This window comes from Natrinema salsiterrestre (assembly GCF_029502005.1).
Taxonomy (GTDB): domain Archaea; phylum Halobacteriota; class Halobacteria; order Halobacteriales; family Natrialbaceae; genus Natrinema; species Natrinema salsiterrestre.
Genome location: NZ_JAMQOT010000001.1, coordinates 1,059,549 through 1,078,491 on the forward strand (window position 1 = coordinate 1,059,549; position 18,943 = coordinate 1,078,491).

Genomic DNA, 18,943 nt, shown 5'->3' on the forward strand with positions numbered 1-18,943 from the left:
GGACTGAGACACGGCGGGGTCATAATTCCGGGGCATTCGCCACCGTCGGAGGGGCGAGGAGAGCTCGAGTTGGAAACCGAAGCTCTTACTACCGTTTCGTGACGGAAGTTATGACTGATGGTATGACCCGATGGTTTTCCTCGCTTTTTGGCATCACCATGCTTGGAATCGGCGGTCTCCTTCTCGCCGTGTCTGCTCGAGCGGGTCTCCCCAGTCCGTCCGTTATCCTGATTCCCCCCAGCCTCGTCGTTGCGGGGATCCTGAAAGTCGTCGGTGGACACCGCGATTCGGTCACGTTCGGCGGCCGATCCGTCCCGTGGAACGTCCTCGTTGGCCTCGGAGACATCGTTCTGGGGACCGTCGTGATTCCCGCGGCGATCCCCGATATCGTCTCCGGCAACGCAGATTCGCGATTTAATGCGCTCGGAATGCTCGCCGGCGGCACGTTCATGATCTGGCACGGCGTCCAGGTCGCCCGCGATACCCACCGCGTCGACCTCGAGGACCTTCAGGAGCTGCCCTCGGGTCCCGTCGTCGCCCTCTTCGCTGTCCTCGTCGGCTGGATTGGAATCGGGCTGCTCATCGCGATCGTCCTCGGTCCACTCCCGTGATCGACCGGCCGGCCTCGAGTAGCCGGTCGGCTCGCTCCACACAGTTTTGTGTCACGGGAGAGACGTAACTGTATGAAGCGACGACTCGCCTCCCTGTTGGGCATCGTCATGCTGGGACTCGCCGGTGCCTATCTGGCCGTCTTCGGCCTGACGGTGCTTACCGGACCGCTCGCCGTCGTGGCTCTCGGCGGGTTCGTCCTCTCGGCGATCCTGATGGTCGTCGGCGGTCTCGTCGATTCGGTCACGCTCGGTAGTCGATCAGTCCCGTGGAACGCCCTCGTCGGCACCGCTGACGTCGTTCTGGCGGCCGTCGTCACCCTCTCGGCAGTGCGATCCGCGCTCGTCGCCGGCGACGGGGGATCGTGGCTGTTCGCCGCGGCAATGGCTGTCGGAGGGACGTCACTGGCCTGGTTCGGCGTCCAGACCGCCCGCGACAGCCGCCACGTCGACCTCGAGGCCACCCCCTCGAGCCGTCGGCTCGTCGCCATTACCCTGCTCGTAGCAGTCTCGTTCGGAATCGGGCTATACGCCGCGATCCGCCTCTAGCGCCAGCGCTCCCCCCACTGGTCCGACACCGACTCGAGTGACTACCCGCCGCACGGTCGATCACCGTTACAACGCGTATAAACGTCGGTCGGCCCTACACGGCGTGTGATCGACTTCGATACGCGTCCGAACCGAGACGCCGAAGTGGCGCTCGTCGGCCGCTCGAACGTGGGCAAGTCCACGCTCATGCGCGAGCTGACCGGCCACAGTTTCGACACCGGGGGCAAACCCGGCGTCACCCGCTCGCCGAATCACTACGACTGGGCCCCCGAGGACTTCGTCATCACCGACCTCCCCGGGTTCGGCTTCATGAGCGGCGTCGACGAGGACCTCCGCGAGGAGATCAAGACCGAGATCGTCCACTATCTCGAGGAGTACGCCGACAATATCCTCGTCGCCGTCCTCGTCGTGGACGGCAAGAGCGTCATCGACATCATCGACCGGCACTCGGGCCCCGACGAAATCCCCTACGACGTCGAGATGTTCCACTTCCTGCGGGAACTGGACGTCCCGACCGTCGTCGCCGTCAACAAGATGGACAAGGTCGACGACGAGGACGAGCGACTGGACGCCCTCTGTGACCGCCTCGGCCTCTACCCGCCCTGGAAGCAGTGGCAAGAGACGATCGCACCGATCTGCGCCAAGAAGGGGCAACTCGAGCCCCTGAACGAGGCGATTCGAACCCATCTCCACGAGCAACAACGGGACGACCTGTTCAAGTTCTTCTAGAACCGAAGTTTTGCTCTGCGGGCGCGGCTTCGCCGCGCCCTCGGCAAAACTTCGATGAAAAGCACTCCTCCTTCCCCTCCACTTCGTTTCGGGTCAGTCGTCGGCCCGCTCGCTCCCTTCGGTCGCTCGCGGTGAGTATCCGGTACGTGCCTGCCCTCCCCCGGGTTGCACGACTCTCGTGGTACTCGAGTCGCGCGCCCGGCCACCGCACGTGCTGTCCGATATCCGTACTCATTTGAAGGTCACGCTGCCTCGAGCCAATCAGTATCAGACGACGCGGTTGCGGAATGCCGCGCCGTCCGCGAGTCGATCGACGTTCTCGCGGACGATGTCGCCGGTGTCCCGGAAGTAGTCCCGCGTGTAGGCGGCGCAGTGGGGCGAGACGATGACCTCGTCCATCCCCCACAGCGGCGACTCCTCGGGAAGGGGCTCCTCCTCGAAGACGTCCAGCGCCGCCCCCGCGAGGGCGTCGGCCTCGAGCGCATCGATCAGCGCCGGTTCGTCGACGACCGGGCCGCGGGAGACGTTCACGAAGTAGGCGTCGTCGCGCATGGCGTCGAACGCGTCGGCGTCGAAGAGGTGCCGAGTCTCGTCTGTCAGCGGCACGGTGACGATCACGAAGTCGGCACCGGAGATCGCCTCGAGCAGCCGGTCGTTCGAATAGACCTCGTCGAAGCCGGGGACGTGATCGCCGGAGCGACGGACGCCCGTCACGCGGAGCCCCAGTCCGCCGAGGGTCTCCGCGGCGCCCGTTCCGAGCGTGCCGGTGCCGACGACGCAGGCGGTCGATCCGGCGAGGGTAAACGCCGCGTCCCACTCGGGGCGCTCCCATCGCCGATCCTGCTGGTTCGCGACGTGATCGTGCAGCCGCCGGGCGAACATCAGGAGGTAGCCCGCGACCGTCTCGCCGACGGTTCGGTCGTGGATCCCCGTGCTGTTCGTGAGGATCACGTCGTTCGCCTCGAACTCGTCGAACGGGAACCGGTCGACGCCCGCCTGGATCGAGTGGACCCACTCCACCTCGAGGAAGGCGTCGCGGTGCTCCATCGTGACGACCGCGTCGCAGGCCGAGATTTCGTCGTCGCCGATTACGGCGACCTCGACCGGCAGGTCGGCGAGATACTCCGCGAGTTCCGCCGGCGGAAACACCATCGCTACCGAATCGTGGATTCCGAGTCGCTCGAGTTCGAATGCCATGAGAGTCAGTACAGGCGAGTCCGTGTTGAAGCTTTGCCGATCTCCGGGCCGAGATCGGCTGATCGAGACGTTTCGGGTCGAGGTTCGAGTCGGGCAGCACGGCGGTACGACAGGAGCGACGCCGAATCCGACTAACTCGGTACTCCGGCCACCGGCTTTATAATCGAGACATCTGTACCCGTACCGGATGGGCACGATCGAGAACACATCTACGTTTACCGAATTCGATGCGGACGCTGTCCTCGAGACGCTTCGAGAGATCGCTGGCGGCCAGATACTCGCGTTTGCGGAATACGACGCCGAGACGTACAATATCATGTATCTGGACGAGCGGATGAGTCAGCAACTCGGCGAATCAGTAGCAGACATCGAAGAGTTCGCCGACAAGATCCACAGTGACTACCGACTCGATTTCACCGAAAAGGAGATGTACGAAGACGTGTACACCGAACTCGGTGAGGTACGCGCCTTTGCCGCGTTCTTCGAGGGAAGCACTATATTCCGGTTCGTCGGGGAAACTGCAGGATTGTACGTCTCACTCACGATGGACGCACCGTTCAACGCGGTGATCGAAGCAGTGTACGATGTCATCGAGGAGGCGTGAGATGCAGCCGGAACACAGCGAACAGTTAGCGGAGGCGTCGAACGTACTGTTGCTCGGATCGATGCTCGACGATTCGACGAAACGGACCCACAACGAACTCCTGTCGCAGGAATCGACCGATCGAACGGACGTCCTGGCGCTGACGTTCCAATCACCGGGGCAGTGGCTGCGAACGTGGACGGAAACGCCGGAAACGCACGACGGACGAATCACCGTCATCACGCTCGACGAATCACCCTATCAGTCGACGCAGCGAACCGACAGCGTGACGTCGAGTACGGTCAACCCGGCGGACCTGACCGGAATCGGAATGGAAGTGAGTGATTACCTCTCGAGCCAGGCGAAGACGGACACCGAGACGGTGGTCTGCTTCGATTCGATCACCGGACTCCTGCAGTACACGAATCGGAAGTCGCTGTTCCGGTTTCTGCGGGTGATTACGCGTCGCATCGAACACGTCGACGGGATCGCTCACTTCCACCTGAATCCGGACGCCCACGACCGAAAAACCATCAGTACCATCAAAACGCCGTTCGACGCGATCGTCAAACCTGCTGCCGCCGATGGGGACGTGACCGTTTCGACGCGCTATTAGTCTCACACCGCTCCCGCCTCTTCCGTCGACCGACCGTCTCGGGTACCGTTCCGGTGGATTCTCCGTCACGTACGAGAGACGACTCTCGAGGAAATAGAACGGCGGCTCGGGGAAAATCCCTCGTCACAAGGGGCTCGGAGGGGGTAACTCTTCGTCACGGCCGCCGGAAGGAGCTACTCCCTCGAGGGGTTTCGGTCTGTCGTTTCTCGAACCGTCGATTCCCCTCCGTCGCGCCACTCCTCGAGGGCCCGCAACTCCGCGGCCACGTCCCCGATGTCGCTCGGCTCGAGCGCTCCGCGCTCGGTAACCACTTCGGTCACGCAATCAGCGGGCGTCACGTCGAACGTCGGATTCAGCACGTCGATCGACGCGTCGCCGTCGTACACCGCGGATCGGTCCCCGGACTCGAGGTTCACGTCCTCGCGCGTCGAGACTTTGTCCGTCGCCGCGACGACGGAGACCGGAATCCCCTCGCGGTCGGCGGCGATCACCAGCGTTCGCGTGCCCGCCTTGTTCACGACGGAGCCGTCGGGGAGGACGGTATCCGCGCCGACGATCGCGCGATCGATGTCTTCGCGCGCGAGCACGTGCGCGAGCGCCGCGTCGGTGTGAACCGACACGGTGCTATCGGTCGTCTCGGACAGCCGCTCCGCGACGGCCACCCCCTCGCGGGCGGGGCGCGATTCGGCGACGAACACACGCGACGGCTCGCTCCGCTCGAGCGCCGCGAGGACGGTGCCCGACCGGGAGAGAGTCGCAACGCTGTCCGCCAGAAACTCGCTCGCGGTCGCTGCGGCGTCCTCGTCGGCGTCGATCGCGCGGTCGATAGTCCGCAGCGCCGACTCGAGGACGGCCGGCGCATCGCCGTCGTCGTCCGAACCAGCCATGACGCGATTGACCCGGTTCCGGAGGACGGCCATCGACGGCCGCGCCTCGAGCAGTCGCCCCGCGAGTTCGGCGAGCTCGTCCCACTCGCCGTCCGAGTCGGGGCCGAGCGACGCGCGTTCGGAGACGAGCACCCCCGCCCGGTCGCGAAGCACCTCGAGCGCGCGTACGGACAGGTATGCGGCCCCGTGCTCGCCGTCGGCGGCGATCGACCGAACGGAGGGTGCCACGCGCTCGTAGGCGGTCCAGAGTTCGGGCACCGTCTCGCGGTCGTCCCCCACGGACTCGAGCAAGTCGGTCGGCGGGACCCACTCGTACGCGTCGTGTTCCTCGCTCAGTTCGATCTCGCGAGTCTCACAGTCGAAGAGGTAGGGGTGGACGACCCAGTCGCACTCGATATCGGGGTCCGCGAACTCGACCGGCCGCCCGGAGCGGACTAGCGAGACGGCCTCGGACTCGAGGCCGGTTTCCTCGCGAATCTCGACGCGGACCTGTTCGTCCGGCTGCCTCTCCGCGAAGCCGGAGACGCCGCCCCACTGGCCCCGGTAAGTGCCGACGGCGTCGCTCCGTCGCAGCAGCAGAACGTCGCCGCGATGACGGAGAAAAGCGGTGACGACGCGGTTCGAATCGTCGGCGTCGGTGTCGACATCGGTATTGGCGCCCATACGAGGGTCGACGGGAACGCCAGTGGTGTCGTTTTCGGACCCGTTCGTCGGCGGGACGGCACCGGAAACGAACGGCACCGGTCGTCTCGGTCCGGCGATGGGAACTCGAGTACGCGGCCGTCGGATACCGCTACTGCGCTACGGTTTTCGCCCTCGAGATGCTACGCTCACCTATGACCCGTATCGCGATCATCGCCGATACGCACGTGCCCACTCGAGAGTCCGCGCTCCCGGCGTGGGTCGTCACCGAGATCGAAGCGGCCGACCACACGATCCACGCCGGCGACTTCGAGTCGTTCGGAAGTTACGAGCGGATCGTCGACCTCGCCGACGGCGACCTGACGGCCGTCCGGGGAAACGTGGATCCGGCGACGCTCGACGTCCCACTGACCGCCACGCTCGAGGTCGACGGCGTGACGTTCGTCGTCACTCACGGCCACGGATCGTCGGGCGACTGGCAGGAGCGAGTCGTCGAGACGGCCCGCGAGGAAACGGCGGCGACCGCGGAAACGGCGCTGGTCACCGTCGCCGGCCACACCCACGAGGTTGTCGACACGACCGTCGATATCGACGATCATCGATCGGCCGGCGACCGGGGACGGAGTGTCGATCGCGTCCGCGTACTCAATCCGGGCAGCGCAACCGGTGCCGCTCCCACGACCTACGAGACGATGTTCGTCGCCACCGTCCGCAACGGAACGCTCGAGGTCGAACACCGGACCGGGTAGGTCGACCGTCGACGATAGTAGCCACTGAAACGGTTTACACACTACTCGCAACGCTGTCGTGCGAGTAGGTGTGCAATGACTTTCAGTGGCTACTATAGCATCCGGTCGCTCGCGGACCGCGATCACGACGGACTATAAACCACCGGAACCGCAATCCGACACGTATCGATGGGAACTCCCGAACGAACGTCTATCGAGTCGGACGGCGACACCCGCGTCGGCGTCGACGTCGGCGGCACGTTCACCGACGTGGCCCTCTCGGTCGACGATCGGCTCGTCACCGCCAAAGTGCCGACGACCGACGAGCAACACGTCGGCGTCCTCGAGGGGATCCGCAAGGCCTGCGATCGGGCCGACATCGCACCCGCGGGGATCGACGGCTTCGCCCACGCGATGACCGTCTCTGTCAACGCCCTGCTCGAGCGCGGCGGCGCGAGGACGGCGCTGGTGACCACCGAGGGGTTCCGGGACGTCCTCGAGATCGGCCGACAGGATCGGCCGGACCTGTACGACCTCGAGGCCGAGAAACCCGAGCCGCTGGTGCCTCGAGACCGACGGTTCGAGGTCGACGAGCGGACGACGGCCGAGGGCGTCGAGCGGCCGGTCGACGCGGACGAGGTCCGCGACCTCGCCGCGACCCTTCGAGACCGCGACGTCGAGGCCGTCGCGGTCTCCCTGCTGCACGCCTACGCGGACCCCGACAACGAGCGGGTCGTCGCGGAGACGCTGCGAGAGGAACTGGACGTTCCCGTCTCGGCCTCCCACGAGGTGCTCGCGGAGTTCCGCGAGTTCGAGCGCACGTCGACCACGGCGGTCGACGCCTACGTCCGCCCGGCGATCGATCGCTACGTCGGCCGGCTGGTCGACGAGGCCGACGACGCCGGGATTCCGGCACCGCGGATCATGCAGGCGAACGGCGGCGTCGCCGACCCAGAGACGGTTCGCGAGCACGCCGTGACGACGACGCTGTCGGGCCCGGCAGCGGGCGTCGTCGGCGCTGCGGCGACCGTCGACGACGATGACGTCGAGGGGCTCGTCACGTTCGACATGGGCGGCACCTCGAGCGACGTGAGCCTCGTCCGAGACGGACGAGCGGAACGGACGACCGACGCGGAAATCGACGGCCTTCCGATCCGGACGCCGATGGTCGACGTGAACACCGTCGGCGCGGGCGGCGGGTCGATCGCCTGGATCGATTCGGGCGGCGCGCTCCGGGTCGGCCCGGAATCCTCGGGCGCTGATCCCGGCCCGGCCTGCTACGGTCGCGGCGGGACGGAGCCCACGGTCACGGACGCCAACGTCGTGCTGGGCTATATCGGCCCCGAAACCGCGCTGGGCGGGGAAATGACCCTCGACGTCGACGCCGCTCGAGACGCCCTCGAGCGACTGGCCGAGGAAGCGGGTCTCGAGGGGGCTCTCGAGGCGGCCCGCGGGGTCTACCGCGTGGCGAACGCGACGATGACGCGGACGATCCGGTCCGTCACCGTGGAGCGGGGCCACGACCCGCGCGAGTTCGCGCTCGTGGCGTTCGGCGGCGCGGGGCCGATGCACGCCGCGGCGCTGGCCGACTCGCTGTCGGTCAGCCGGGTCGTCGTCCCCCGACCGAGCGGCGTCCTCTCCGCGTTCGGGCTGCTCGCTGCCGACGAGAGCTACGACGCCGCTCGAACGGTCGGCGTGGATCTCGAGGGGGCCGAGCCAGCCGAACTGGAGTCCGTCTACGACGATCTCGTCGAGGACGTGCTCGCGGACGCCTCCGAGCCGGACGCGGCGCGGGTCGAGCGCGCGGCGGACTGTCGGTACGCGGGGCAGAGCTTCGAGCTGACCGTCCCCGTCGACGACGAGTTCGACGCGGACGCGGTGGCCGATCGGTTCCGCGACGCCCACGAACGGACCTACGGGTACGCGATGGACGAATCGATCGAGGTCGTCACCCTCCGGGCGACCGCGACGATACCGGGCTCGGAGCCGACGATTCGTCACGAGGGAGCCGGCGACGCCCGCGTCGGGACCCGAGAGGCGATCTTCCCCGGCACCGGTGCGCGGGAAACGACCGTCTACGACCGGGAGCGGATCGCGGCGGGGTCGTCGATCGAGGGACCGGCGGTCCTCGAGCAGGCCGAGAGCACGGCGGTCGTCCCGCCCGGCTGGGGTGGCGAAACGCTCGCCGACGGAACGCTGGTCGTGACGCGAACGGAGGGCGACGAGCAATGACGCGAGATTTGACGAACGGCTCGGACGACGGTATCGACCCGGTCACCCTCGAGGTGCTGCGAAACCAGCTCGAGAGCGTCGCCGAGGAGATGGGCCAGACGCTGATCCGGGGGGCGTACTCGCCGAACATCAAGGAACGGAGAGACTGCTCGACGGCGCTGTTCGACGCCGAAGGACGGATGATCGCGCAGGCCGAGCACATTCCGGTCCACCTCGGTGCGATGCCGGCCGCCGTCGACGCCGTCCGCGAGCACGACCCGCGGCCGGGCGACGTGTTCGTGCTCAACGACCCCTTTACCGGCGGCACGCACCTGCCGGACGTGACGATGGTGTCGCCGATCGCCCCCGGACGCGACGGCAGCACCGGAGCCGGTGACAGGGACGAGATCGTCGGCTACGCCGTCTCTCGAGCCCACCACGCCGACGTCGGCGGGATGACCCCCGGCAGCATGCCGGCCGGCGCGGAGGAGATCTATCAGGAGGGGCTTCGGATTCCGCCGATTCGGCTCGTCGACGGCGGCGAGCCTCGGGACGACGTCCGCTCGCTCGTGCTCGCGAACGTCCGCGATCCGCGCGAGCGCCGGGCCGACCTCCGCGCACAGCAGGCGGCGAACGAACGCGCGGAGGAACGGCTCGAATCACTGTTCGACGAACACGGCCGCGAAACGGTTCTCGAGGGGTTCGACGCCGTCATCGACTACTCGCGCGAGCGGATCGCGACGGAGATCGCGGCGCTGCCCGACGGTACCTACGAGGCCACGGATGTCCTCGAGGGCGACGGCGTGACCGACGACGATATCGAGATTACCGTGACCGTCACGGTCGACGGCGAGACGATCGATGTCGACTTCTCGGGAACGGCCCCGCAGGTCGCTGGGAATCTCAACGCCCCGCTGGCGGTCGCGACGAGCGCCGTCTACTTCGTCGTCCGCTGTATCACCGATCCCGAGATCCCCCCGAACCACGGCTGTTACGAGCCGGTGAGCGTCTCTGCGCCCGAGGGATCACTGTTGAATCCGAGCCCGCCCGCCGCCGTGGTCGGCGGCAACGTCGAGACCAGTCAGCGGGTCACCGACGTGGTCTTCACCGCGCTCGCGGGGGCCGCACCCGACCGCGTTCCCGCACAGGGACAGGGCACGATGAACAACCTCACCATCGGTGCGCGGGACGGCTCCTTCGCCTACTACGAGACCATCGGCGGCGGCTTCGGCGCGCGCGCCGACCGCGACGGGATGGACGGCGTGCAGGTCGGGATGACCAACACGCTGAACACGCCCGTGGAATCCCTCGAGACCGAGTACCCGCTGCACGTCGAACGATACGCGCTCCGAGAGGGCAGCGGCGGCCGCGGACGGTTTCGGGGAGGGCTGGGACTCGAGCGCTCGGTCACGGTCGAGACCGACGCGACGGTGTCGCTGTTGACCGAGCGCCGCCGCCACGCGCCGAAGGGCGTCGCCGGCGGCGAGGACGGCGCGACCGGCGAGAACCTGATCGACGGCGAGGCGGTTCCGGCGAAGACGACAGTTGACGTGGCGGCCGGAGCGACGGTCACCGTCAAAACGCCCGGCGGCGGCGGGCACGGCGATCCGGACGAGCGGGACGAAGGGGGGCTCGAGGCCGACCGTGTCGCCGAGAAATCGTCGGAAGACGACTGACGAGAGCCTACTCGAGTTCGGACCGCCTCGAAATACGGATAATCACGTCCGTTACTAATCTTGCCAGAGTCACGGACCGCCGACTCCATTCTCCGGTGACGGTGCGTTTTTAGCGCCGCTGGCCCACCCACCAGTATGGAACTCAACGGCGTGGCGGAGCTGCCCGAAATCCGCCCCGGCGACGACATCGCCGCCCTCGTCGCGGATCGGGCCGCCCTCGAGCCCGGCGACGTGCTCACCGTCGCGAGCACGATCGTCTCGAAGGCCGAGGGTCGCACGGCGGATCTCGAGGAGTACCCCGTCAGCGGACGGGCTCAGGAGATCGCCGACCGGATCGAGGAGATCGCGGGCGAGGAGAAAGATCCCAGATTCGCACAGGCGATCATCGAGGAGAGTTCGGAACTGCTGATCGACTGTCCGTTCCTGCTGGCGGAGACTCGCTTCGGTCACATCTGCCCGAACGCGGGGATCGACCGCTCGAACGTGCCCGGTCACGACCTCCTGTTGCTGCCGAAGCGACCGACGGAGAGCGCCGAGCGGATTCGCACGGGACTCGAAGAGCGAGGAATCGAAGACGTCGCAGTGGTCGTGACCGATACCTGCGGGCGGCCGTTCCGTCACGGACAGACCGGGGTCGCGATCGGCTGGGCGGGCATGCCCGCGAGCCGCGACTGGCGCGGCGAACTCGACCGGGACGGCCACGAGCTCGGCGTTACCGTCCAGTCCGTGGTCGACGAACTCGCCGCCGCCGCGAACCTCGTGACCGGCGAGGGTGCCGGCGGGACCCCCGCCGTGGTCGTCCGGGACTGGGAGTTTGGAGACCACGAGGGAAGCGAGGAGCTGTTCCGGTCGGTCGAAGACGATCTGATTCGACAGGCGCTCCGAGAGTGGAGGTTCGACGAATGACTGGCGAGAACAGATCGGCACGAGACGTGACCTGGGGTATCGAACTCACCCCCGAGCATCCGCCGGATCGGGTCGCCGAGCTGGCCGCGCTCGCGGAGGACGAGGGGTTCGACGTCGCGTTCGCGAGCAGCCACTACTTCAACCGCGACCCGTTCGTCGTGCTCTCGCGGATGGTCGATGCCACCGACGAGATCCGACTCGGGCCGGGCGTCGTCAACCCCTACGAGACCCATCCCGTCAAACTGGCCGCGCAGACGGCGACGATCGACGAGATCAGCGACGGCCGCGGCGTCTTCGGCGTCGGCGCGGGCGACCGTTCGTCCCTCTCGAATCTCGGCATCGAGCGCGACAGCCCGCTCCGGCGCGTCCTCGAGACGTTCGACCTCGCCCGCGACCTCTGGGACGGCGAGACGGTCACGCACGAGGGCACCTTCACCGCTCGAGACGCGGCGCTCAACCTCGAGCCGCCGTCCGATCGCATTCCCGTTTACGTCGGTGCACAGGGGCCACACATGCTTCGAATGAGCGCGAAACACGCCGACGGCGTGTTGATCAACGCTGCGCATCCGGCGGACCTCGAGTGGGCGGCCGGCCAGCTCGAGCGGGGGGTGGCCGAGCGACCAGTGGAGTCCGGGGCGTTCGAGTCACTGGCGTTCGCGAGCGTCAGCGTCGCCGGCGACGAAGCCGAGGCGCGCGAGGCGGCGCGCCCGCCCGTGGCGTTCATCGTCGGCGGGGCCGCCGAGCCGGTCCTCGAGCGCCACGACATCGACCGGGCGGCGGCGAGCGCGGTCAGCGAGGCGCTCGAGGACGGCGACCTTCCGACCGCGTTCGGCCGCGTCACGCCCGCGATGATCGACGCGTTCTGTATCGCGGGGACGACCGAAACCGTCGCGGATCAATTCGAGGCGGCGCTCGAGCACGTCGACGGGATCGTCGTCGGCTCCCCGCTGGGACCGGACCTCGACGATGCGATCGAACGGGCGAGCGAGGCGCTCGCTCGCGCGATCGACGACAACTGAGCCGAAAAAAGCGGCCGGCTATTTCGCGGTGAAGAGGTTACCCACGGCACCGAGCGTGAGAACGCCGAAGACGCCCAGCGAGAAGACGACGAGGAGCGTGCCCATCAGGACCAGCAGCGGCGCGAGCCCCGCGCCCATCGCGACGTCACTGAAGAGTTCGGTCATTTCGACGAGGTTGTCCACGATGACGTTGAGCGGCGTGACGGTGTCCATGTGCGGGGGTTGTTACCGGTACTACTTGGCCGTGCCGGTCCCGAATGAGGGGAGATTAAGTCGCCACCGGTCGTACCCGATCACGTGAGCGACGACCCGACGCTTTCCGACTTCGCTTCCGAGGATCCCGACGAGGGCGCGAGAGAGACGACACGGGAGGACGAGGGCATCGCCGAGGGAGACGGCGACCGCTCGGAGCCAGCAGCCGACTCCTCGACGGTCGTCGAGGGCTCGGGTCACGGCAGCGACGAGTCCGACGACGGGTCCGGTGAGACGGCGGGCGATACGGGATTCTCGACGTACGCGTGGGGAACGTACGCCTGCAGTCGGTGCGAGCGTGCGAGTCGCCGCGTCTGGCGCGCCGACGGCGAGTTGGTCTGTGTCGAGTGCAAAACGTGGTAATCAGTTACTGGGGACGGTAACAGCGCTTGTATCGGGGACTGCCTGCGAGCGTCCTCCCGAAGCTTTATACTGTTGTCGTGGTTCTATTGAGATGCAATGGCGAAAGGTACGGTCGACTTCTTCAACGACACTGGCGGCTACGGATTCATCGAGACTGAGGACGCGGACGAGGACGTGTTCTTCCACATGGAGGACATCGGGGGTCCTGATCTCGAAGAGGGACAGGAACTCGAGTTCGACATCGAGGAGGCCGAAAAGGGGCCGCGCGCGACTAACGTCGAACGGCTCTAGGCAGTTTCGAACGGTGGTATCGTTTTCTGATTGTTAGTCCGGTAGCGACCGCGTTCTCGAACCCGGGCTCTCGGTCACCTGACCGAGAGACGGCGAACGGTACTCCGCGAGCGACGGCATCCGACCAGTGCTATCGGTTCCGCCGCGCCCTCGGTTTGCAGGGTACTTATTTGACACAAAACATATGTCCGAGAGACCCCGATGACATACTAATGAACAGGTCCCCCGGGTGCACGGAGAACGTCTCGAGAGTATGACTGACGCGAGCCCGACACCGAAGCGGAGTAGCGATTCGACGGGGGAGGACACCCTCCAGGTCTCGACCGTCGAGCGATTGTGTGCCGACATCGAGGCGAACGTCTCGCGCGTGATCGTCGGCCACGACGAGGTGATCGAACACGTCATCACCGCCGTCCTCGGACGCGGGCACGTCCTGCTCGACGACGTCCCCGGCGTCGGGAAGACGATGCTCGCGCGCGCGATCGCCAGATCGGTCGACTGTACGTTCAGCCGCGTTCAGTTCACGCCGGATCTCCTCCCGAGCGACGTCACCGGCGTGAACGTTTTCAACCAGAAGACCCGCGAGTTCGACTTCCAGTCCGGCCCCATCTTCGGCAACATCGTGCTGGGCGACGAGATCAACCGTGCGCCCCCGAAAACGCAGGCGGCGCTGCTCGAGGCCATGGAGGAAGGACAGGTCACGACCGACGGCACGACCCGCGATCTCCCGACGCCCTTTACCGTGATCGCGACCCAGAACGCCGTCGAGCCCAACCGGACCTACGACCTGCCCTTCGCCGAGCTCGATCGCTTCATGAAGAAGCTACATCTGGGCTACCCCGATCCCGACGAAGAGGCCGAACTGCTCGGCCGGACGGTCGGCGACCACCCGATCGAATCCCTCGAGTCCGTCACCGATCGCGAAACGCTGGTCGCCGCCCGCGAGACCGTGTCGAGGGTGCAGGTCGCGGAACCGGTTCGAAAATACGCGACGCGACTCGCGGCGTATACCCGCGAGAACGCACACATCGGCGTGAGCCCCCGCGGAACGATCTCGCTGCTCCGAGCGGCACAGGCCCGCGCCGTCGCGAACGGGCGAGACTACGTCATTCCGGACGATCTCCAGGTCGAAGCGCCCGTGGTGATGAGCCACCGAATCAAGACGACCGGCCACGACCGGGACGGCGCCAGCGTGGTCGAAAACGCACTCGAGCACGTCGCAGTCGAATGAGACTCACGCGCCGCGGCTGGGCCGCCGTCGCCGTCGCCTGCGGGGCCGTCGCGCTGAGCTGGCAGTCCGGCCCCCGGGCGCTGAACGCCGTCGTCGTTCCCCTGGTCGTCGTCCTGCTGGCCGGCCTGCTCACCGTCGCTCGAGCGGATCGACCGCGCGTCGTTCGCCAGCCGGTCACCGACGGGTTCATTCGCGAGGACAGAGCCGTCGAGGTCGCGATCGAGACCGACGGAACTGTCGCCGCAACCGTCCGGGATACCGTCGGTGACGGTCTCTCGGCGACGACCGATCCGCACGCGGACACCACGCTCGACGGCGAGGAGACGTTCGGGTACGACGTGCGACTCGAGGCGCGGGGCGAGCGCCGGGTCGGCCCGCTATCGATCACCGTCACGGACGTCCTCGGACTCGTCGAGCGACGGTTCGCGTACGAGGAACCGACCTCCGTTCTCGTCTATCCGCGGGTCCGCGATCTGAGTCAGGGGCCAGCAGCCGACGTGGAAACGCTCGCCAGCGTCGCGGACCGCCGTGCGAACGAGGAGTTCGACCACCTCCGGGAGTACCGCCGCGGAGATCCGTTGCGCGACGTCCACTGGAAGACCGCGGCCAAGCGACCCGAAGATGATCTGGTCGTCACGGAGTACACCGACGACGACGATACCGGTGCGGTCACGGTCGCCGCCGACTGCCTCGTCGACCGCAGCGACGAGATGGCCTCGGCCGCCGCCAGCGTCGCGACCTACCTCCTCGAGCGGGGCGCGACGGTCGGACTCGCGACGCCCGAGGGAACGCAGCCACCGGGATCGGGGCGCGCTCACCACCGCGAACTGCTCCAGTTGTTGGCAGTCGCCGGCCCCGGGGAACTCGCGGACCGAACCCGTCGGGACGCGGACGTACTGGTCCGAACCGACGAAGCGGGGACGACGGTCGTCGTCGACGGTCGCGAGTTGGCCTTCGATCGACTCTGCGGGCTCGAGCGAGCGGAACGGGAGAAACCGGAGGGCGGGAACCGGACCGGGAACGACGGCCACGGTGACCACGACACCGACGGACGGCCGGGGATGACCGCATGAGCACGAAATCGTCCAGTCACGCCGGTGATCGAACGGTATCCCTGAACGCGGAGGGAACCGTCAGTGCCGATGCTGTCCGTCTCCTCGCCCTCGGGTGCGTCTTAGTCCTGACGGCGTCGTACGTGAGCGTCCTCTACGGGATCACGCAGGTCGTCGGCGGCAGCGGATCGCTGTTCGCACTCGTCGGGCTCATGCTGCTCGCGGCGACGGTACTCGCGCGGCTGATCCGTCCCCGGACCGCGGGACTGCTCGCGCTGACGGCGGCCGGACTCGGGTTCGCCTACTACCTCACTTCGGCCGGCGTCGAACCGGGCGTCGTTCTCACGGGAACGAACGCCATCGTTTCCGACACCGTCGCGCTCGCGACCGGTCTCCCGGTGCTCCGAATGGTTCAGGCGGGCGTCTGGACGCTCGGATTCGCGCCCGCCCCCGTCTTCCTCTCGTGGTATCTCGCCATCCGCGGCCGGTACGGACTGAGCGTCGTCCCCGGCGGCGCCGCCCTGGGCTTTCTCGTCCTGACCGGCGACGCGGGAACGCTCGTCACCCTGACCGGGACCCTCGCCGCCGTCGGGGCCGTCGCCGGCGGCGAACTCGAGCGCCGCGGCGGTTCGATCGCACAGGCGGATCTGCTCGCGGTCCTGTTCGCGGTGATCGTCGCGCTCTCGCTGTCGGTAACGATCGTCCCCGGCGAGCCGGCGGGGCCGACGCACCTCGTCCAGGGCGACTCCGGCACGCTCGAGGCGACGATCGATTCCGCGCCCCAGCGATCGGGGATCTCCGGGCAGGTGGATCTCTCGCCGGAGGTGCGGTTCACGGTCGAATCCGATCGGCCGTCGTACTGGCGAACCGGCGTCTACGACCGGTTCACGGGCGACGAGTGGGTCCGAACGGGGCAGGATCGCCGGTACGACGGCCGGCTCGCGGACCCGCCCAGCAGCAGTGGGACCGTCCGACAGACCGTCACCGCCGAGACGGAGCTCGGAATCATGCCCGTCGCCCCCCAGCCGCTGGCGCTCGACGGCGACGTGACGCGGGCGACGACCGTCTCCAGACACGACCAGCCGCGACCCGAGACGCCACTGCAGGAGGGGGACAGCTACGCCGTCGAGAGCGCGGTCGTCGACCCCGACCCGGACGCGCTCCGGATCGCCGGAACGAGTTACCCCGACGAGGTGACCGATCACTACCTCCAGACGCCCGAAGACACCTCGAGCGAGTTCCGGGAGCGGACCGACGAAATCACGGCCGACGCCGACACGCCGCACGGGACGGCGGTCGCGATTCGGGACCACCTCCGGTCCTCGAAGGGGTACTCGCTCGACGTCTCCCAGCCCGCCGGAAACGTCGCCGAAGGGTTTCTGCTCGAGATGGACGAGGGCTACTGCGTCTACTTCGCGACGACGATGACGCAGATGCTCCGCGAAGCGGGAGTTCCGGCCCGATACGTCACCGGCTACACGACCGGTCAACAGGTCGACGACGGCGAGTACGTCGTCCGCGGACTCGACGCCCACTCATGGGTCGAGGTCTACTTCCCGGGCCACGGCTGGGTCCAGTTCGATCCGACGCCCGGTAGCAGCCGCGCCGACGTTCACACCGACCGGCTGCAGGAGGCACGCGAGAACGGTACCGAGGGCGTAGACACCGAGGACAGCGAGGACGTGCCGATCGGCGACGAAAGCGATCCCGTCGATCCGCCCGCGTCCGATCCGGACGACTCGAACGAGCCACCGTCCGACGATCCGACCGACGAGACGGATCCGTCCGACGATCCGGACGACGGAAGCGATCCCGACGATTCGAACAACGGAACCGATCCCGGCGATTCGGGCGACGGTACGGGTGGGGAGGCGACCGGAAACGACGACTCGCTCACCGATCGCCTCGTCGCCATCGGGCACGAGACGGCTGCGCTCGGGCTCGTCCTCCTCGTCGGCCTCGCTGCGGGTGCCCGTCGAACCGACGCGACGACGCGTCTCGGTCGGACCGTCGGCGTCTACTGGCACGGATTCCGGGGCGAACCCGACCGAGACGCCCGACGTGCGTTCCGCCGCCTCGAGCGACTGTTCGCCCGGCAGTACCGGCCTCGCCGTCCCTCGGAGTCGCCGCGGTCCTATCTGCAGGCGATATCGAAGACAGCCGCCGCGGAGGAGTCGCTCGACCCGCGGGCCGAGCGGGTCCTCGAGCACTACGAACGCGCGACCTACGGCGACGGCGTCGGCCGGGCGGAAGCCGACGAGGCGATCGAGATCGTCGACGAGCTCGCCCGAAGTCGGCTCCCAGTGGTCGGTCGCCTTCGCTGACGCCCGAGCCGAATCGGCGGGGAATGCGGTCAACCGAGACGTGAGTTCGTTCGAGAGCGGCTGGCGAGCGGAACTCGCGCCGAACACCGTAAAAAAGAACCACGCGAGGGCATGCGGGTCCCGATAGTGTTTAATATGCCCGTTTCATACCTACGAACGTAATGTCGGAAGTCTGCTCGACGTGCGGGCTGCCCCAGGAACTCTGCGTCTGCGAAGACGTGGCGAAGGGCCAACAACAGCTCAACATCCGCATTGACGAGCGCAGATACGGGAAAGAGGTAACGATCGTCGAAGGATTCGACCCGAAGGACGTCGATCTGGACAGTCTCTCGTCGGATCTCAAGTCCAAATTCGCCTGCGGCGGGACCGTCGAGGACGACCAGATCGAACTCCAGGGGAACCACACCGGCCGCATCGAAGAGTTCCTTCGTGACCGCGGCTTCAACGTCGCCTAATGCCCGCGATGCTCTGAGACGACTTCCGAACCCACGATCGCGCAGGACGCTACGATCCGCTTTTTTGCGACAGCCATCGACCAGTGGCGTCACTCGGTTCTCACTCATCGACCTCGAGCCACCGCTCGTCGACTCGCGCTCGCTGCGAAACGGCTACCGGACCGGTCAGAACGGGGATTCCTGTTCGGTCGCGTCCGCTTCGTCGTCCTCGCGGACGAGCCCGAACTTCATCCCGTATTTGTCGAGTCCGCCCTCCATGCTCTCGACGCGCGCGTCGGCGGTCCCCTCGTAGGACCCGATGAGCTGTGCGGCCTGCACGCTCGCCTTCCCGTGGGGACAGACCGTGACGATGTGATCCTCACCATCGAGTTCGTCGATGCGGTCCATGAGTTCGTTGAAGGGAATGTTCTCGCTGTCCGGGATGTGGCTGTGTTCGAAACTCCGCTCGTCGCGAATGTCGACGATACGAACGTCCGCATCGTCCTCGAGGAGCTCTTTGACCTCGTCAGTAGAGATTTCGCCGTCCATTATCGTCGGGTTGGATGTCGACTCGAATAAGATCAGGGGTTCGGACCGGTCGCCGAACCCACTGGCGATCCGGTCGGGTTTCCTTCCGGTTCTGGA

20 protein-coding genes are annotated in these 18,943 nt (G+C 67.1%); 16 read left to right on the forward strand and 4 right to left on the reverse strand.

All coding sequences use genetic code 11. The annotated features are described in order from the left end of the window. The first annotated feature begins 122 nt into the window (after positions 1 to 122). From NDI89_RS05285 to engB, 3 genes are all read left to right on the forward strand, one after another. Positions 123 to 611, forward strand: a complete 489-nt coding sequence (locus tag NDI89_RS05285) for a DUF7994 family protein (protein WP_277520457.1) — start codon at positions 123 to 125, stop codon at positions 609 to 611. A gap of 72 nt (positions 612 to 683) precedes the next feature. Continuing rightward, the gene (locus NDI89_RS05290) at positions 684 to 1,157 is read left to right on the forward strand and encodes a DUF7994 family protein (protein ID WP_277520458.1); all 474 of its coding nucleotides are present in this window, start codon (positions 684 to 686) and stop codon (positions 1,155 to 1,157) included. A 105-nt stretch (positions 1,158 to 1,262) separates the two neighbouring features. Further along, on the forward strand, positions 1,263 to 1,886 hold the full coding sequence (engB, locus tag NDI89_RS05295) for a GTP-binding protein EngB (protein ID WP_226004568.1): 624 nt from the start codon (positions 1,263 to 1,265) through the stop codon (positions 1,884 to 1,886). A gap of 267 nt (positions 1,887 to 2,153) precedes the next feature. Here the strand turns inward: engB and ddh are convergent, their stop codons facing one another. Then, the gene (gene ddh, locus NDI89_RS05300) at positions 2,154 to 3,083 is read right to left on the reverse strand and encodes a D-2-hydroxyacid dehydrogenase (protein WP_277520459.1); all 930 of its coding nucleotides are present in this window, start codon (positions 3,081 to 3,083) and stop codon (positions 2,154 to 2,156) included. Positions 3,084 to 3,270: 187 nt separating this feature from the next. Here ddh and NDI89_RS05305 point away from each other — a divergent pair, with 187 nt between their 5' ends. Both NDI89_RS05305 and NDI89_RS05310 read left to right on the forward strand, forming a co-directional pair. Continuing rightward, positions 3,271 to 3,687: a DUF7522 family protein gene (locus NDI89_RS05305; protein WP_277520460.1), complete on the forward strand. Its 417-nt coding sequence runs from the start codon at positions 3,271 to 3,273 to the stop codon at positions 3,685 to 3,687. 1 nt (position 3,688) lies between these two features. Further along, on the forward strand, positions 3,689 to 4,282 hold the full coding sequence (locus NDI89_RS05310) for a DUF7504 family protein (protein WP_277520461.1): 594 nt from the start codon (positions 3,689 to 3,691) through the stop codon (positions 4,280 to 4,282). Positions 4,283 to 4,455: 173 nt separating this feature from the next. On the opposite strand, the gene NDI89_RS05315 is transcribed toward NDI89_RS05310, so the two are convergent. Beyond that, complete coding sequence (locus NDI89_RS05315) at positions 4,456 to 5,832, reverse strand: eIF2B alpha/beta/delta subunit family protein (RefSeq protein ID WP_277520462.1); 1,377 nt, start codon at positions 5,830 to 5,832, stop codon at positions 4,456 to 4,458. Positions 5,833 to 6,005: 173 nt separating this feature from the next. Between NDI89_RS05315 and NDI89_RS05320 the strand changes: the two genes are divergently transcribed. The 5 genes from NDI89_RS05320 to NDI89_RS05340 all read left to right on the forward strand — a co-directional run bounded on the left by NDI89_RS05320 (position 6,006) and on the right by NDI89_RS05340 (position 12,351). Continuing rightward, complete coding sequence (locus NDI89_RS05320) at positions 6,006 to 6,560, forward strand: metallophosphoesterase family protein (protein WP_277520463.1); 555 nt, start codon at positions 6,006 to 6,008, stop codon at positions 6,558 to 6,560. A gap of 168 nt (positions 6,561 to 6,728) precedes the next feature. Then, complete coding sequence (locus NDI89_RS05325; protein WP_277520464.1) at positions 6,729 to 8,771, forward strand: hydantoinase/oxoprolinase family protein; 2,043 nt, start codon at positions 6,729 to 6,731, stop codon at positions 8,769 to 8,771. Beyond that, on the forward strand, positions 8,768 to 10,426 hold the full coding sequence (locus NDI89_RS05330) for a hydantoinase B/oxoprolinase family protein (protein WP_277520465.1): 1,659 nt from the start codon (positions 8,768 to 8,770) through the stop codon (positions 10,424 to 10,426). Before NDI89_RS05325 ends, NDI89_RS05330 begins: the two co-directional genes overlap by 4 nt. A 135-nt stretch (positions 10,427 to 10,561) precedes the next feature. Next, the gene (locus NDI89_RS05335; RefSeq protein WP_277520466.1) at positions 10,562 to 11,332 is read left to right on the forward strand and encodes a coenzyme F420-0:L-glutamate ligase; all 771 of its coding nucleotides are present in this window, start codon (positions 10,562 to 10,564) and stop codon (positions 11,330 to 11,332) included. After that, entirely contained in the window at positions 11,329 to 12,351 is a 1,023-nt protein-coding gene (locus tag NDI89_RS05340; RefSeq protein WP_277520467.1) for a 5,10-methylenetetrahydromethanopterin reductase, read from the forward strand. The genes NDI89_RS05335 and NDI89_RS05340 overlap by 4 nt, the downstream gene beginning before the upstream one ends. 18 nt (positions 12,352 to 12,369) lie before the next feature. Here NDI89_RS05340 and NDI89_RS05345 read toward each other — a convergent pair whose 3' ends face one another. After that, positions 12,370 to 12,564 carry a DUF8024 family protein gene (locus NDI89_RS05345; RefSeq protein ID WP_277520468.1) on the reverse strand — a complete coding sequence of 65 codons (195 nt, stop codon included), beginning with the start codon at positions 12,562 to 12,564 and terminating at the stop codon, positions 12,370 to 12,372. Positions 12,565 to 12,648: 84 nt separating this feature from the next. Between NDI89_RS05345 and NDI89_RS05350 the strand changes: the two genes are divergently transcribed. From NDI89_RS05350 to yciH, 6 genes are all read left to right on the forward strand, one after another. Next, positions 12,649 to 12,966 carry a DUF7573 domain-containing protein gene (locus NDI89_RS05350; RefSeq protein ID WP_277520469.1) on the forward strand — a complete coding sequence of 106 codons (318 nt, stop codon included), beginning with the start codon at positions 12,649 to 12,651 and terminating at the stop codon, positions 12,964 to 12,966. Between the two features lie 96 nt (positions 12,967 to 13,062). Beyond that, the gene (locus tag NDI89_RS05355; protein ID WP_226004578.1) at positions 13,063 to 13,257 is read left to right on the forward strand and encodes a cold-shock protein; all 195 of its coding nucleotides are present in this window, start codon (positions 13,063 to 13,065) and stop codon (positions 13,255 to 13,257) included. Between the two features lie 253 nt (positions 13,258 to 13,510). Continuing rightward, complete coding sequence (locus NDI89_RS05360) at positions 13,511 to 14,488, forward strand: AAA family ATPase (RefSeq protein WP_277520470.1); 978 nt, start codon at positions 13,511 to 13,513, stop codon at positions 14,486 to 14,488. Next, the gene (locus NDI89_RS05365; RefSeq protein WP_277520471.1) at positions 14,485 to 15,561 is read left to right on the forward strand and encodes a DUF58 domain-containing protein; all 1,077 of its coding nucleotides are present in this window, start codon (positions 14,485 to 14,487) and stop codon (positions 15,559 to 15,561) included. The genes NDI89_RS05360 and NDI89_RS05365 overlap by 4 nt, the downstream gene beginning before the upstream one ends. Further along, a complete protein-coding gene (locus tag NDI89_RS05370; RefSeq protein ID WP_277520472.1) occupies positions 15,558 to 17,864 on the forward strand; it encodes a transglutaminase TgpA family protein in 2,307 nt (768 codons plus the stop codon). The genes NDI89_RS05365 and NDI89_RS05370 overlap by 4 nt, the downstream gene beginning before the upstream one ends. A 161-nt stretch (positions 17,865 to 18,025) precedes the next feature. Next, the gene (yciH, locus tag NDI89_RS05375) at positions 18,026 to 18,319 is read left to right on the forward strand and encodes a stress response translation initiation inhibitor YciH (protein WP_006183677.1); all 294 of its coding nucleotides are present in this window, start codon (positions 18,026 to 18,028) and stop codon (positions 18,317 to 18,319) included. Positions 18,320 to 18,484: 165 nt separating this feature from the next. On the opposite strand, the gene NDI89_RS05380 is transcribed toward yciH, so the two are convergent. Next, positions 18,485 to 18,847, reverse strand: coding sequence for a rhodanese-like domain-containing protein (locus NDI89_RS05380; RefSeq protein WP_277520473.1), 363 nt, complete (start codon positions 18,845 to 18,847; stop codon positions 18,485 to 18,487). Positions 18,848 to 18,943 lie beyond the last annotated feature (96 nt).